Annotated in this window: 10 protein-coding genes; 3 read left to right on the top strand and 7 right to left on the bottom strand. The window is 38.2% G+C overall.

Features of this window, described 5'->3' with window-relative positions:
- Nucleotides 1-25: 25 nt before the first annotated feature.
- Nucleotides 26-1804, bottom strand: a complete 1779-nt coding sequence (gene argS, locus P1K33_RS02470) for an arginine--tRNA ligase (RefSeq protein ID WP_284651275.1) — start codon at nucleotides 1802-1804, stop codon at nucleotides 26-28.
- Between the two features lie 208 nt (nucleotides 1805-2012).
- Between argS and P1K33_RS02475 the strand changes: the two genes are divergently transcribed.
- Both P1K33_RS02475 and P1K33_RS02480 read left to right on the top strand, forming a co-directional pair.
- Entirely contained in the window at nucleotides 2013-6626 is a 4614-nt protein-coding gene (locus P1K33_RS02475) for a T9SS type B sorting domain-containing protein (RefSeq protein WP_284651276.1), read from the top strand.
- A gap of 140 nt (nucleotides 6627-6766) precedes the next feature.
- The gene (locus P1K33_RS02480; protein ID WP_284651277.1) at nucleotides 6767-9220 is read left to right on the top strand and encodes a TonB-dependent receptor; all 2454 of its coding nucleotides are present in this window, start codon (nucleotides 6767-6769) and stop codon (nucleotides 9218-9220) included.
- An 82-nt stretch (nucleotides 9221-9302) separates the two neighbouring features.
- Here the strand turns inward: P1K33_RS02480 and P1K33_RS02485 are convergent, their stop codons facing one another.
- The 6 genes from P1K33_RS02485 to P1K33_RS02510 form a co-directional block, all read right to left on the bottom strand.
- Entirely contained in the window at nucleotides 9303-10310 is a 1008-nt protein-coding gene (locus P1K33_RS02485; RefSeq protein ID WP_284651278.1) for a 3-oxoacyl-ACP synthase III family protein, read from the bottom strand.
- A gap of 98 nt (nucleotides 10311-10408) precedes the next feature.
- The gene (locus P1K33_RS02490) at nucleotides 10409-11329 is read right to left on the bottom strand and encodes an ABC transporter ATP-binding protein (RefSeq protein WP_284651279.1); all 921 of its coding nucleotides are present in this window, start codon (nucleotides 11327-11329) and stop codon (nucleotides 10409-10411) included.
- Nucleotides 11330-11436: 107 nt separating this feature from the next.
- On the bottom strand, nucleotides 11437-12747 hold the full coding sequence (locus tag P1K33_RS02495; protein ID WP_284651280.1) for an ABC1 kinase family protein: 1311 nt from the start codon (nucleotides 12745-12747) through the stop codon (nucleotides 11437-11439).
- A 3-nt stretch (nucleotides 12748-12750) separates the two neighbouring features.
- Complete coding sequence (locus P1K33_RS02500) at nucleotides 12751-13422, bottom strand: TetR family transcriptional regulator C-terminal domain-containing protein (RefSeq protein ID WP_284651281.1); 672 nt, start codon at nucleotides 13420-13422, stop codon at nucleotides 12751-12753.
- A 153-nt stretch (nucleotides 13423-13575) separates the two neighbouring features.
- Nucleotides 13576-14271 (bottom strand): YiaD family glycine zipper/OmpA-like lipoprotein, encoded by a 696-nt coding sequence (locus P1K33_RS02505; RefSeq protein WP_284651282.1) that lies wholly within the window; start codon nucleotides 14269-14271, stop codon nucleotides 13576-13578.
- 14 nt (nucleotides 14272-14285) lie between these two features.
- A complete protein-coding gene (locus tag P1K33_RS02510) occupies nucleotides 14286-14756 on the bottom strand; it encodes a lipocalin family protein (protein ID WP_284651283.1) in 471 nt (156 codons plus the stop codon).
- Nucleotides 14757-14934: 178 nt separating this feature from the next.
- Here P1K33_RS02510 and htpG point away from each other — a divergent pair, with 178 nt between their 5' ends.
- Nucleotides 14935-16836 (top strand): molecular chaperone HtpG, encoded by a 1902-nt coding sequence (gene htpG, locus P1K33_RS02515; protein ID WP_284651284.1) that lies wholly within the window; start codon nucleotides 14935-14937, stop codon nucleotides 16834-16836.
- Nucleotides 16837-16897: the final 61 nt, after the last annotated feature.

Consider the following 16897-nt stretch of genomic DNA (forward strand, 5'->3'; position numbering starts at 1 on the left):
GCTGAAAATTCAGCCTTTATATTTTTTACATTCTTTCCGGAACATCAATTCCCAGTAGCCTGAATGCTGATTTTATCGTTTCGCCAACCTTTTTGGAAAGTTGAACCCTGAATGTTTTCTTATTTAAATTTTCTTCGCCTAAAATCGAAACCGATTGGTAGAACGAGTTGTATTCCTTAACCAATTCATACGTATAATTGGCAATCAAAGCCGGACTGTGATTGTTGGCCGCATTTTGAATCACTTCAGGGAAAAGTTCGATTTGTTTCAACAATTCTTTTTCTTTTTCATGTAATTCGATGGCAGTTGTGTTCACATTCAAATCAAAATTGGCTTTGCGCAAAATCGATTGGATACGTGCATAAGTATATTGAATAAACGGACCGGTGTTTCCAGCGAAATCAACCGATTCTTCCGGGTTGAAGAGAATTTGTTTCTTTGGATCTACTTTTAAGATATAATATTTCAAAGCACCAAGACCAATCGTTTTGAATAGTTTGGCTTTTTCATCCGCGGAATAACCTTCCAATTTTCCCAATTCTGTTGCAATTCTTCCGGCGGTTTCAGTCATTTCTTCCATCAAATCATCGGCATCAACCACTGTTCCTTCACGTGATTTCATTTTTCCTGAAGGCAATTCCACCATACCGTATGACAAGTGATACAAATCTTCCGCCCAGTCAAATCCGAGTTTTTTCAGGATTAAGAACAATACTTTGAAGTGATAATCCTGTTCGTTTCCAACGGTGTAAACCATTCCACCGACATCCGGAAAATCTTTCACACGCTGGATGGCCGTTCCGATATCCTGCGTCATATAAACCGCTGTTCCATCAGAACGCAACACGATTTTTCTGTCCAATCCATCTTCGGTTAAATCAATCCAAACCGAACCGTCAGGATCTTTTTCGAATATGCCTTTTTCCAAACCAAACTGAACGACTTCTTTTCCTAATAAATACGTATTGCTTTCGTAATAATAACTGTCGAAATCAACACCTAAGTTTTTATAGGTTTGGGCAAAACCGTCATAAACCCATTGGTTCATCATACTCCAAAGTGCTATTGTATCTTCATCTCCGGCTTCCCAATCCAATAGCATTTGCTGGGCTTCCAAAATAATCGGCGCCTGTTTTTTGGCTTCGTCTTCGGTTTTTCCCTGAGCAATTAATTCACTGATTTGGGCTTTATATTCCTGATCAAATTTCACATAGAAATTCCCAACCAACTTATCGCCTTTTAATCCAGCAGATTCAGGTGTTTGGCCTTCGCCAAATTTCTGCCAGGCCAACATCGATTTACAGATGTGGATTCCACGGTCATTGATGATTTGGGTTTTGTATACTTTTTTGCCTGAGGCTTTGATAATTTCTGCCACCGAATAACCCAAAAGGTTGTTACGAACGTGACCTAAATGCAACGGTTTGTTAGTATTTGGGGAAGAATATTCCACCATTACCGCTTTAGCATTTGGCGTAGCCGAAACAAATCCGAAATCCTCATTACTTTTAATATTGTTGAAGAAATTCAAATAATAATCATCAGAAACGACAATATTCAAAAAGCCCGAAACCACATTAAAACGAACGACTTCTTCCGCATTAGTCACAAGATAATCACCTATTTTAGTCCCTATTTCAATCGGGTTTCCTTTGATTACTTTCAGCAAAGGAAAAATAACCATCGTAATATCACCTTCAAAATCTTTGCGAGTCAATTGGAACTCAACCCTGTCAACGGTAACGCTGAATAATTCCTGAATAGCAACTTGAATGTGTTTGGTTAAAATTTGTGAAAGCTTCATTGTAATTTCTTTTTGGTTGGCAAAGATAAACATTAGAATATAAATTTCAGGAATTGGTTTTGGATTATAATTTCGAATATTTTATAAGTTAAAATTATCTATTTGTAAGAATTAATCTTAAATAAAATAAAATATTATGTGTTTCATCGATTTTTTTTGCATTTAAACGATAATATCATTCATATTTGCTTTGTCAAAATCCCAAATCATGAAAAAGTTATTACTATTTGCACTATTCTTAATCACCGCGCTCGGTTTCTCACAGCCGATAACAGTGAGTTCAACTACCTACACTGTACCCCAATTGGTTAACAATGTTTTGATCAATTCTCCCTGTGTTTCGGCTACCAATGTAACCTCGAGTACAGGAACCAACTTTGGTTCGTCTAACGGGATTGGTTTCTTTCAAAATACCAATCCAACTTTTCCAATGCAAAGTGGTGTTGTATTGAGTACCGGAAATGCAATGAATGCACCAGGACCAAACACTTCATTGTTAAATGACGGTTCAACATCTTGGCCCGGAGATACAGCGCTTGAAGCTACTTTAGCAGCAGCGGGAATTTCAATGGTTTCTAAAAATGCAACAGTGTTGGAATTTGACTTTACGCCTATTTCACCCAATTTCAGTTTTGACTTTATCTTTGCTTCAGAAGAGTATGGTAACTTTCAATGTCAGTATTCAGATGCATTTGCTTTCTTATTGACCAATATGAATACGGGCATAACAACCAACTTGGCGGTTGTTCCGAATACCAATAATCCTATTTCTGTAATTACAATCAGGGATTTTTTATATAATTCCTCATGTCCTTCGGTCAACCCTCAATACTTCGGAAGTTTTAATGGTGGTTCAAATGCTGCAGGTGCTCCGATTAACTTCAACGGCCAGACCAGTGTTTTGACAGCTGCGTCTGTCTTAACACCGGGAGTTCCATATCATATTAAATTGGTCATCGCTGACAGGTTAGATCCAGAATCGGATTCTGCCATTTTTATATCGTCTGATACTTTTAATATCGGGCAAGACGTTTTAGGATTGGATTTGACCACATCAAGTAATACGGCATTGTGCTATGGTTCTACACACACTATAAACACTAATTTGCCAGCATCAGATTATACTTTTACCTGGGAAAGAAACGGTTCAACCCTTGCTGGTGAAACGAGTCCAAATTTAGTAATCAATCAACCGGGAACTTATACGGTAAATTATACCAATAACACGAATTTTTGCCAACCGGTATCAGATTCGGTAACCATTGAATACTATTCTGAGATTTCATCACCGAATCCATTCGACCTTTACAAATGTGATACAGCAGCAACAAATTACACCTATAACCTGGACTTAAATACCGACAGAGTAAAACAAGGATTGGATCCTGCCACTATAGTATCTTATCATGTTTCCCAAAACGATGCGGATAATAATCTTAATCCGTTGACTTTACAATATGTTAGCCCGGGAAATCAGACCATCTATGTCCGAATTCAATTGCCAAACGGCTGTTTCAGGGTCAAATCGTTTGATTTGCTTGTGGCGCCACCACCTACAGCCAACCAGCCACAGGATTTGGTTATGTGTGCCAGACCGGAAACCGGAACGGATGCCCGCTTTAACTTAACAAGTTTAAGACCTTTTATTTTGGGTGGACAGTCAACCAGTATTTATACCGTTAGATTTTACACATCTTTAAACAATGCAACCAATGACATTAGCCCTATTGGAAATGCCGGGACTTTCCTTTCATCCGGTCAAACGATTTATGTAAGGGTTTATAATACAATCGATCCGGGTTGTTATAGCCTTACCAGCTTTAATTTGATTGTCAATCCAATTCCGGATGTCGATATTTTGGAAGATGTAATAGTTTGTAACAGCTATACTTTGCTTCCACTTACCAATGGTAACTATTTCTCAGCGGCAAACGGAACTGGAACACCAATGTTTGCCGGTGATATTATTACGGAAACACAAACCATATATATCTATAACCAACCGGGCGGACCCGGAACATGTGGTAATGGCAGTTCATTTGAAGTTACCGTTATTGATGTATCTGACTTAACTCCTGATGACGTAACCAATTGTGGAAGCTATACTTTACCTGCATTGGAATTAGGAAAATATTATACCGGTCCGGGCGCAACAGGAACAGAAATCCCTGCCGGAACAGTAATCAGTTCGTCACAAACCATCTATTTTTATTTTGTAACAGAAACACCTCCTGTTTGTATTGTTGATTCAAGTTTTGATGTTACAATATTACCGACTATTGAAGTTGGCGAAAGACCTAATGTTTTTGATTGTACTTCTTATACTTTACCGGCATTGACAATTGGAAACTATTTCACCGGACCAAGTGGAACCGGAACTCAATTGGCTGCAGGAACTCAAATTACCACAACACAAACCATCTATGTTTTTGGCACAACTTCAGGCGCTACTCCTTGTACGAGTGAGGATATTTTTGAAGTAGTGATTGGCATAGCCCAACCTCAAAACATTTCGCAATGTAACGGATATACTTTGCCACAATTACCGGTTGGAAATTATTACACCGGACCAATGGGAACAGGGCAATTAATTCCGGGAGGAACAGTAATCAATTCAAGCGCTACAGTATATATTTATGCTCCAACAACAAGTGGCGGAGCAAACTGTACCGATAATTTATTCTTTACTTTGAATATCTCACAACCGGATATTGATGTTTTAAGCGATGTTTCGGTTTGTGAAAGTTATACTTTACCGGCATTAACCAATGGTGAATATCATACAGAAACTGACGGCGCAGGAACGATGTTATATCCTGGAGACGTTATCCTTTCTACGCAAACGCTTTATATCTTTAAAAGACTAAACGCTAATTGTTTTAATCAATCGAGCTTTACAGTAACTATTAATCCGCTACCGGCGATTAGTTCAAGATCTGACATTGATATTTGTGACCAATACGTTTTGACTGCTTTACAAGTCGGAAATTATTTCACAGGACCTGATGGTACCGGTGATATGCTACCCGGCGGAACTGTTATCACTACTTCACAAAGAATTTACATTTATGCTACTTCAGGGACAACTGAACCTGTTTGTACTGCACAAAATAGTTTTGAGATCAATATATTTACTACTTCTGCCGATGAACTGGCTGATGTAACAACCTGTGATAGTTATACTTTACCTACATTATCCGTAAGCAATAGATATTTCACCCAATCTGGTGGACCAACCGGAACCGGAACAGAAATTTTACCCGGAACCGTGATAACGACTTCTCAGACCATTTACATTTTTAAAGAATCTGAAATCAGAACCTCTTTCTCATGTATTGATGAGACTTCATTTGATGTCACCATTAACCATACCCCGGTAATTCCGGCCATGGCCAACATTTCTGCCTGTAATTCTTATACATTGGCACCTTTGACTGTTGGTGATTACTATACCGGACCAAACGCTACCGGAACTTTACTAAATGCAGGTGATGCAATCACTTCAAGCCAGACAATCTATGTTTATGCCCATACGAACACTTCACCGGATTGTTCAAGTCAAATCAGTTTCAATGTTACCATTTTCAATGTAGACAATGTACCGAATGTGACCATTTGTGAGAGCTATATTTTACCGGCATTAACGGTCGGAAGATATTTTACAGGACCAAACGGTACTGGCGTAATGCTAAACGCCGGAACTACAGTTTCAACTTCTCAAACCGTTTATGTTTATGCCGTTTCTCCTTTTACACCAAGTTGTACTGATGAAACTTCATTCACCGTAACCATAATTGACACACCGATAGCGAATGCTGTTCCGGCTGCTCAAAGAACTGTTTGTGATGAAGACGGAACCAATGATGGCGTGACTTCGTTTAATTTAACCAATTTGTCAGCCACTGTTTTAGGTGCTCAAACCGGAAGCGAATTTAGCATTGCCTATTATGCTACTATGGCTGATGCCGCAAACCTATCCAGTCCAATTACCAGCACTACACTTACGACAGTATATGTTAGGGTTAGCAATACATTAGCGACCAGTTGTTTTGATATCAAACCAATAACAATAATTGTAAATGCATTGCCAAGACCAACACCGGTTGACGGTATCATCTGTTTCGACAGTGAAACCCAAACGCTATTGAATCCTTACACTATCCATAGTGGTTTAACAACATCTGGTCACACTTTCGTTTGGACAAATGAAACCGGAACAACTGTTGGAACGGGAGCCAATTTTACCGCAATTTTACCGGGAGTATATACCTTGGTGGTAACCAGAACTGCTACAGGCTGTGTATCCGAACCGATAAATGTAAACGTTACGCCTTCTGAACCGGCCGTGGTTACTTGCGAAGTAGTGGACGATTTTGCAGACACACAATCAATCCATGTTACTGCTACAGGACAAGGCAATAATTTTGAGTACCAATTGGATCAAGGTGTCTTCCAGGACAGTCCGGTTTTTGAAGATGTGGCTTCAGGTATTCACACTGTTACCGTAAGAGATAAAAACGGTTGTGGTTCAACAACCATTCAGGTGATTGTGATCAACTATCCAAAATACTTCACACCAAATGGTGATAGCATTCACGATAGCTGGAATATTAAAGATTTAGCCAACCAACCAACCGCAACGATCATCATTTTTGATCGATACGGAAAAATAATTACCCAGATCAAACCAAGCGGATACGGTTGGGACGGAACTTACAATGGCAACATGATGCCGTCAGATGATTATTGGTTTACGGTTAGTTATACCGATGAAAACCAAGTCAATCAGGAATTCAGATCGCACTTTGCGATGAAACGATAAAACCCCTTAACTATATATTCCTAAAAAACTCTCAAAATATTTTGAGAGTTTTTTGCTTTTTAGTGTAACAATTAAACGCAATTTTAGTCTATTCCTGTAATAAATAAACCTCAAAACAATTAAACATCAAGTAAAGCAAAATGAAATTAAAATTATTATTTCTTTTATTCGTTACCAATTTTTCTATTCTAATCGCTCAAAACTCACCGGGAAATGGTGTAATCACGGGGAAAGTAATAGATAAAAACAGCAAACAACCGATTCCTTATGTAAACGTATCCGTTTTAGATGATTCTAAAATTGTTACCGGTGGAATCACTCAGGAAAACGGAAGCTTTTCCATTAAAGGTTTGGCCTTAAAAAAATACACTATAGAATTCCAATTTATGGGATACAAAAAAGTTACCCAAGTCGTTACTTTATCTGAAAACGATAAAACAGCCAATCTGAATACCATTTCCATTGAAGAAGAAGCGGTTGAATTATCGGGTGTTGAAATCGTAAAGGAACGTTCAACCATCGAACAAAAAATCGACAGAAAAGTAGTAAACGTTGGAAAGGATTTAATCGCTTCGGGAAATACGGCCTCCGAAATCATGAACAATATCCCAACGGTTAGCGTTGACCCGCAAACCAAAGAATTGAGCTTAAGAGGAAATTCTAATGTTAGGGTTTTGATTGACGGAAAACCATCGAATATTGATCCGGCGCAATTACTACAACAAATTCCTTCTTCATCTATCAAGCAAATTGAATTGATTACCAATCCTTCTGCCAAATACAATCCGGAAGGAATGAGCGGTATCATCAACATCATTTTACACAAAAACTCTCAGGAAGGTTTTAACGGAAGCCTCAATTCGGGTGTGACTTTTGGGGTAACTCCGAAAGTAAATACGGCTTTGAATTTAAACTACAAAGTGGGAAAAGTGAATTTCTATACCAACTATGGTTTCAATCACGGTAAGAATGAAAACCACGGTTACATTCACAGTTTTAGGCCAACATTGGAAAACGACCAGGAATTTGGTGGTTCAAACATGAATACATCGCACCTGATTAAATTAGGAATGGATTATTACATCAATGAGAAAAACAGCCTTTCATTTTATACCAGTCAAAACATTGTAAATGGTGGCGGAATTGGTTATACCAATGTTGATTACAACAGCGGATTGCTAAGAGATTCAAGACAAATTTCTGATTCTGACACTGAAAACCATACCCAGACTTATGATCTGGCGTACAAACATGACTTTACCAAAAAAGGAGAAACTTTAGATTTTCAAGCGAATTTTTCGAATACCAATAGTCCTGAAAATACTGACTATGCCTACACACAACAAAATCCAACCTCAACAAGGTCAACCAATAATGACATTGCGCGTGAAACCAATTCTTTACAAGTCAACCTGGATTATGTAAATCCGTTATCGGAAACGGTTAAATTGGAAATCGGTGCTGAAACCCGTATTCAAAGAATCACTAATGATTTTGATGAAACCGTAAGCGAGCCTTCTGTACCTTACGACAGATTCGGAAATTCCAATTTTGAATTTACCAGAAACATCCATTCGTTTTATACCAATCTCGGGAAACAATGGAAAAAATGGAGTGTTCAGGCCGGAGTTCGTTTAGAGTTATATGATATCGATGGTGATTTTTCCAATGTAGTGACTTCGACTTCAAATCCGGAGCAAAACATCAATGATCAAAGTACAATCAAAGACGATATTTTCTCTGTTTATCCATCTTTGTTTTTCAATTACAAAGCGAGTGACAAAGACTCTTTCAATTTCAACTTTTCAAGACGTGTTGACCGACCAAGCATTGGCCAAATCAGCCCAATCAGAGAATGGACAACACCATTGGTAGAGTCAAGAGGAAATCCTGAATTAGAGCCACAATTCACCAATTCGTTTGAAACCAATTATACCAGAACCACTAAAATCGGTTCGGTTACCATGGGTGTATTCTTCAGACAAATCAATGATGAAATCAGCAGGGTGATTTACAAAAACCCGGATAATAACAGTCAGGATATCATTTCTTATGACAATTTTGATAACAATCATGCTATTGGTACTGAAATTTCAGCGAATTTGAAATTAACATCTTGGTGGTCAGTAAATGCCAGTTCGGATGCTTATTTTAAAACCGTAAGAGGAACAGTTCAAAATGCCAATACTCAAGAGCAGGAAAGAGCTGAAGCAGATGTTACTACCTTCAACGCGAGAATGAACAACAACTTTGTTGCGACAAAAAAATTGAGATTCAATTTATTTGCGATGTACAGAGGAAGAGATTTAGGCTTACAGTTTGAGAGAAAACCAATGTACAAAATGGATATTGGTTCAACTTATACCATCCTAAAAGGAAAAGGAAGCATTACAGCGAGAATGAATGACGTTTTTGACACCATGAATTTTGCCTTTGACGGAAGCATCCCTTACAGACAAACCGGAGCATTTTTCTGGGAAAGTCAAACTTACTACATCGGATTCAATTATATGTTTGGTGGTGGCAAAAACGCTGCTATGCAACGCAAACAAAGAGATCAGAATGAGACACAAGGTAGTGGTGGCCTTTTATAAATATCACATAGATTATTTGAGTTAGTTGTTATGAAAAAGCCAAACGTAAAGTTTGGCTTTTTTTATTTATATGATTGGTGTCTTACCATTTGATAATTGCACTTGCCCATGTAAATCCGCTACCGAAAGCAGCCAAAACAATGGTATCGCCTTCCTTGATTTTGCCCTGTTCCCAAGCTTCCGTCAACGCAATCGGAATGGAAGCCGCAGTCGTGTTACCGTATTTTTGTATGTTATTGAACACCTGATCGTCGGTTAGTTTGAATTTCTGCTGGATAAACTGGGAAATTCTCAAATTCGCCTGATGCGGAATCAACAAATCGATATCGGAAACTTCCAGATTATTGGCCTGTAAACCTTCATTAATCACCTCGCTGAAACGAACCACCGCATTCTTAAACACAAACTGTCCGTTCATATAAGGAAAATAACTCTCATCATTCGGATTGTTATCGGCGATAATTTCAGTTACCCATCGGCCGCCCATTCCCGGAGCTAAAACTGCTAGTTCTTTAGCATGTTCCCCTTCCGAATGCAAATGGGTTGACAAAACGCCTTTGGTCAAATCTTCTTCCCTGCTCAGCATCGCTGCGCCGGCGCCATCGCCAAAAATCACCGAAACACCTCTGCCTCGGTCGGTCATGTCCAATCCTAACGATTGCAACTCCGAAGCGACGATTAAGATGTTTTTATACATACCGGTTTTGATGAACTGATCGGCCACAGAAAGCGCATAGACAAAGCCCGAACATTGATTGCGGATGTCTAAGGCACCGATGGTTTTTAAATCCAATTCCTTTTGCAAAGCCACGCCTGGTCCCGGAAAATAAAAATCGGGAGAAATCGTAGCGAATACAATAAAATCAATGTCTTCATTGGCAACACCCGAACGTTCTATGGCAATTTTGGCAGCTTTTACACCCATGGAAGTCGTAGTGTCTTCGCCTCTTTTGATGTGCCTTCTTTCTTTGATTCCGGTTCTTTCCTGAATCCATTCGTCATTGGTATCCATAATTTTGGCCAAATCATCATTGGTCACCACATTATCCGGAACGTAAAAACCTAAACCTGTTATTTTGGAGTGGAACATATTTATCAATTTATTAAAAACAGAACCTCAAAATTAGGTATCTTTTAAAAAAGTAGGGCACGAAATACTGTTTTTTTGAAGAATAGTGATAGAAGCGTTTATTTAAGCGCCAAAAACAACAGACTATCTTTCTCAAAATCAAGGTCGTTTTCAAAAAAAATGATGTTGTTTCCTAACATGGCTTCAATCAGATAATGACTGCCTTTGTAATAGCTGTTGACAACCTGAACTTTCATCTCAGATTTTGATACTACTTTGAGTTGGTGTGGATAAAGATATTGCATTTTTCCCTCAATTTCGATTTCATTGACATCGCCAAAAAGTGAGGCTATGTATTTGTCAGTTGGATTTTGATATAGATTTTCGGGTTGGGCTGAAGCGATAATTTGACCTTCTTTCATCACCAAAACGGCATCAGAAAATGACAACACATCCGAACTGTCATGCGTGGCAACAATCGTTGTGATTTGTTTTTCCTTTAAGTAGGCAAATAATTTTCTGCGCAAACTGTTCTTTCTGAAATTATCGATATGGCTAAAAGGTTCGTCGAGTATCAACACTTCGGGTTCGAGTGCTAAAACCCTGGCCAAAGCCACGCGTTGCATTTGCCCGCCGCTTAAATATTGGGCTTTCACATGGGCATACTCACTCATCTCGACGATTTCGAGTAACTCAGCGATGCGCTTTTTCTTTTTATCGGCATAAATGTTAGACAAATACTTACCCACATTTTCGGCCACGGTAATAAAAGGCATCAAATCGAAATCCTGCGCTAGGTATTTCATATATTCCATTCCGGGAATCAGATGGAATTTGGGTCCCAAAACTTCATTGTCGTTCCAGAAAATCTGCCCGGAATCCAAATCATACAAACCATAAACCAATTTGAGCAAGGTGCTTTTACCGCAACCGCTTTCGCCGATTACCGCTAGGTTTTTGCCTCTTTCCAATTCAAAAGAAAGGGAATGAAGCGTTGGTTTTTCTTTATAGGAAAAGGAAATGTTCTGGACTTTCAGCATCTTGTTAAAGTGTATGCAAACATACGAAGTTTATTAAAAAGTAAGAGCGACAGAACTCAAACGTGGAGTGTCGCTCTTACCAACCTAACCAATAACCTTTATTTCAGTTAAGAAATATATTTTTCGAATGACTTGGTGTCAATTCGCGCTTTTAAATCGTGTAACAAATTGTACAATCCGAAGAAAGTACGGTTGATGTACAAAAAATGTTTAGAACCTCTGTTCCCGTTCATTTTTCTGAGTTGGGTATCTTTGGTCAACTCTTCACCCATTTGGGCTATGTTATTGAAATATTCATCATCTGAAAAATCGAAACTATCATTGTGATATGGTCCGGTAAACAAACTCAGCAGGTCATGGAAGACTTTGGAAAAATATTCAATTTCTGCTGCGCTGTCATCCTGGCGCAAAATTTCCAATTCATACAATTTTTCACGGAACTGTTTCGGGTCGTTCATTACTTTGGGTTCTGCCAATTCAAAATAAGGAATATAAAATTCTTCCGGAACGTGCTTGATACAGCCAAAATCTATCGCTACCAAAACGCCATTCTTGTCAATCAGGAAATTTCCCGGATGCGGATCGGCGTGTACTTGTTTCAAATAATGCATTTGGTACATATAAAAATCCCATAACGCCTGCCCGATTTTGTCTCCTAAAGCCCTATCTTTATTGTGCGCTGCAAATTCTGAAAGGTGTTCGCCGTCTATCCATTCCATCGTCAAAATCTTCTCCGAAGAAAGCTCAGGATAATATTTCGGGAAACGCAGGTTCTCAATTTTGCTGCACCAATCGGAAACTTCCATACTTTGCTTTAATTCCAAAACATAATCGGTTTCTTCAAGCAGTTTGTTTTCCACTTCCTGAAAATACTTCTCAGAATCCTTTCCTTTCAGATTAAACATTCTGACCGCAAACGGTTTGACCAAAGCCAAATCAGAACTGATACTATCAGCCACTCCCGGATATTGGATTTTCACAGCCAACTTTTTCCCATCTTTGGTTGCCTTGTGTACCTGACCGATACTCGCGGCATTCATAGCATCCGGCGTGAAGGAATCGTATAATTCTTCGGGATATTGCCCCAAATATTTTTTGAATGTTTTTCTAACCAATGGTGCTGACAAAGGCGGAACCGAAAATTGAGACAGTGAAAACTTATCCACATAAGCCTGCGGCATAATGCTTTTGTCCATGCTCAACATTTGGGCGACTTTCAAAGCACTTCCTTTTAGGTTTTTCAATCCGTCATAAATATCTTCTGCATTGTTTTCGTTCAGTTTGTCACGGTTTAATGTTGGGTTCACTATTTTTTCGCCATAATAAGCGACATAGTTTCCTCCTACTTTGATTCCGGTTTTGACCAATTGACTGGCACGTTCTATTTTGCCTGTTGGAATTTTATCTAATGTCTTCATTGGTTATTGCATTTTTTCTTTCCAAAGAAATTTGCCCAAATCAAACAAACTTTCCAACGGTTTAGTATCTAATAAATCGCTTATCGTATTGATTGATTTCTCAATCAGCACATCGGTTTTTTCAAATCCTTTTGACGTATCATCCATCCAAAATTTCAATATGAATAAGAACTGAAGCCAAGCACCTTCAGAGAAAACAGGTTCGGTTACTTTCGCTACTTTCCCGAATTGCTCTGAGGGTTTTGACTTTATTTTATCTACGATATATTCCTTAAATCGGTTTCTGAAAACTTTTAAATTTTTCAGGTTTTTTAATCCTTCCTTATTTTCCTTTAGTGAAAACAGCACATAACTTCTGTTCAATGTCAGTATTTCAAACAAAGTGAAATAGAGTGTCAATAATTTATTCTTATCTGAATAACTGTCGAAATCCTTTTCCTTTTCAATCGTCGCTATGGCATTGTCAAAAAACTTAACCCAGATGGCTTGCTTTAAGGCTTCAAATGAACCAAAGAAAGAATAGAAATCACTTTCTTCAATTTCATGCTTCCTACAGAATACAAAAGCATTTTTTGGTTCTTCGTTGGTCTCCAATACATCATTCATATACAAACTGATAATGTGATCGTCATTGACCGTACTTTTTTTTGTCTTCGATTGTTTTGTTGTAGCCATAATATTAATTTTAAATGCTGTGTAAATTTACGGCTGTGGAACTATTTTAAGAAAAAACGAAACAGAAAGTTTTGTTAAATGTTGTTCAAAAAAATTGAAAATAAAAAAAGCGCTCACTTGAGATGAACGCTTTTAATTATAGTGTAATGATTCTTATTTTCCGGCTTCTTTCTGAGCGTCCTGAACCATTTTTTCATTAGCGGTAATCGCAAACTCTACACGACGGTTTTGGCTTCTTCCTTCTGCTGTATCATTGGTTGCAATCGGATCAGCGATTCCTAAACCGGAAGTCGTAAATCTTCCTGATGAAATTCCTTTTCCGGCCAAATAACTTTTAACCGAAGCCGCTCTTTGCTCAGATAAAGTCAAATTGTATTCCGGCGTACCGGTACTGTCTGTATAACCGTAAATTTGGATATTGGTATCAGGATATTGATTGAATACCGGAACCAATTTATCCAAGTTGGCTTTTGCCGCTGAAGTCAATGTTGATTTATTGGTATCAAAACGCACTGCATTTTCTCCTAAAACCAATCTGATTCCTTCACCTACTCTTTCAACCTGAGCACCTGGTAACGCCGTTTCGATTTCACGCGCCTGTTTGTCCATTTTGTTCCCGATAACACCTCCGGCAACGCCACCAATAACGCCACCTAATACTGCACCTAAAGCTCCTTTTCCGCCTTTTCCTAAATTGTTTCCTAAAACACCTCCGATAACGGCACCACCAACAGCACCAATCGCGGCACCACGTTGTGTTTTATTTGTGTTTTTTACAGATTCACAACTGGTGAAAACCGTTGATATAAGGAGTAATCCTGATAATAATATTGTACTGACTTTTTTCATGATACTTATTTAATTTACTTTTTTTGAAATTGATAAACGACATCGGTTAAAGTTCCTCCTACATTGATTCTGTCAATCAATTGGAAAGAATTATCAGTTACGTTGGCTACTCTCAAAATATAACCTTCCTTAACTTTTTTGGCTTTAGCTTCATCAAGGATTTTCATAACAAACTGACCGTCTTTGTTGATGAACCAAGTAATTGGTGTACTGTAAGAAGTACAGCTTGGGTTTTTCAGTGATAAAGTACCTTTGTTATTGTTGGAAATAAATTTCCATGAACTACCGATAAAACACTTTGAATCGGCCAAATCAAAAGAAGTAACCTTAATGACATCAGATCCGGGATAACTTATCGAAGAAATTGCCCAATCGCCTTTTATGACACGTTCGGTTTTGTTGTCTACTTCATTGTTGGTAGCTGATTTCGATTTACACGATAAAATCAAAACCGATAATAAACTTAGTAAAATAACTTTTTTCATCCTTATTATATGTTAATGTATTTGTAAGACAAAGATACATCCATTTTTGATTCCCTCTTTACATAATTTTACTAAATGCTTGTAGAATTCTTACTACGTCAATTTGTCATAATGATTACTATTGGTATTAGTTTTGAGTGGTAGAAATCCTAATCGTTTAATCTAAAAAAATAACCCTATGACAACAGGAAAAATTAATGTATCAGTTGAAAACATCTTTCCGCTTATCAAGAAGTTTTTATACAGCGACCACGAAATTTTCTTGCGTGAATTAGTATCCAATGCGACGGATGCAACCCTAAAATTAAAACACTTAACGAGTATTGGTGAAGCCAAAGTAGAATATGGCAATCCAATCATAGAAGTTAAAATCGACAAAGAAGGCAAAAAACTACACCTTATCGACCAAGGTTTGGGAATGACCGCTGAAGAAGTTGAAAAATATATCAACCAGGTGGCATTTTCAGGAGCCGAAGAATTCCTTGAGAAATATAAAGACTCTGCCAAAGATTCAGGCATCATTGGTCACTTTGGTCTTGGTTTCTATTCTGCCTTTATGGTAGCCGAAAAAGTAGAAATCATCACCAAATCATACAAAGACGAACCGGCAGCACACTGGACATGTGATGGCAGTCCGGAATTTACTTTGGAACCGCATGACAAAACCGACAGAGGAACCGAAATCATTTTGCATATCGCGGAAGATTCTTTAGAATTTTTGGAAGAATACAGAATCCGTGAATTGTTGACCAAATACAACAAATTCATGCCGGTACCGATTAAATTCGGAACCCGTACAGAAAAAATTGAACAGAAAAAGGGTGAACAAGTTGACGCCGAAAACAAAGACAACATCTTTACTGAAGTTGAAGTAGACAACATCATCAACAATCCAAATCCGGCTTGGACCAAGCAACCGGTGGATTTAACCGAGGAAGATTATAAAAATTTCTATCGCGAATTGTACCCGATGCAATTTGAAGAACCATTGTTCAATATTCATCTGAATGTGGATTATCCGTTCAACCTGACCGGAATTTTATATTTCCCGAAAATGTCTTCCGATTTGCAATTGCAAAAAGACAAAATCCAATTGTACCAAAATCAGGTGTATGTCACTGACAACGTAGAAGGAATCGTTCCTGAATTTTTGGGTATGCTGAAAGGTGTAATCGATTCTCCGGACATTCCGCTGAATGTATCGCGTTCTTATCTGCAGTCTGATGGCAATGTGAAGAAAATTTCGAATTACATCACCAAAAAAGTGGCAGACAAACTGAAATCCTTATTCAACGAAAACCGCGAGGATTTTGAGCAAAAATGGAACGATATCAAAATCGTATTGGAATACGGAATGTTATCGGAACCTAAATTCTATGAAAAAGCTGGTGATTTTGTTTTGTATCCGACAGTTGAGGACAAATATTACACTTTGGCCGAACTAAAAGAAGCCATCACAGCAAACCAAACCGACAAAAACGGAAAATTGGTGGTCTTGTATGCTTCGAATAAAGACGCACAGCACAGCTATGTGGAAATCGCCAAAGACAAAGGATATGAAGTATTGTTATTGGATTCACCTATTGTTTCGCATTTGATCCAGAAACTGGAAAGCGATAACGACAACCTGACTTTTGTTCGTGTTGACTCAGACCACATCGACAAATTGATTCAAAAAGAAGACACACCAATTTCAAAATTGTCTGAAGAAGAATCTACGCAATTAAAAACCGTAGTGGAAGAAATTGTACCAAAAGCCAATTACACCGTACAACTGGAACCAATGGACAGCTCAGCCGCACCATTTATTATCACGCAGCCAGAGTTCATGCGAAGAATGAAAGAAATGAGCCAAACCGGCGGTGGCGGAATGTTTGGCATGGGCCATTTCCCTGAAATGTATAATTTGGTGGTGAACACCAACTCCGATTTGGCTAACACCATTTTGAACACTTCGGATAAAGCAGCTCAGGAAGGTTTGGTAAAGCAAGCGTTAGACTTAGCCAAAATCTCTCAAGGTTTATTAAAAGGCGAAGAACTAACCGCTTTTGTAAAAAGAAGTTTTGAGTTGATTAAATAAGAGAAAAGAATATAGAATAAAGAGTAAAGACCTGTTAGTGAAAGCTAACGGGTTTTTTTGT

The organism is Flavobacterium terrisoli, from assembly GCF_030167905.1.
Classification (GTDB): domain Bacteria; phylum Bacteroidota; class Bacteroidia; order Flavobacteriales; family Flavobacteriaceae; genus Flavobacterium; species Flavobacterium terrisoli.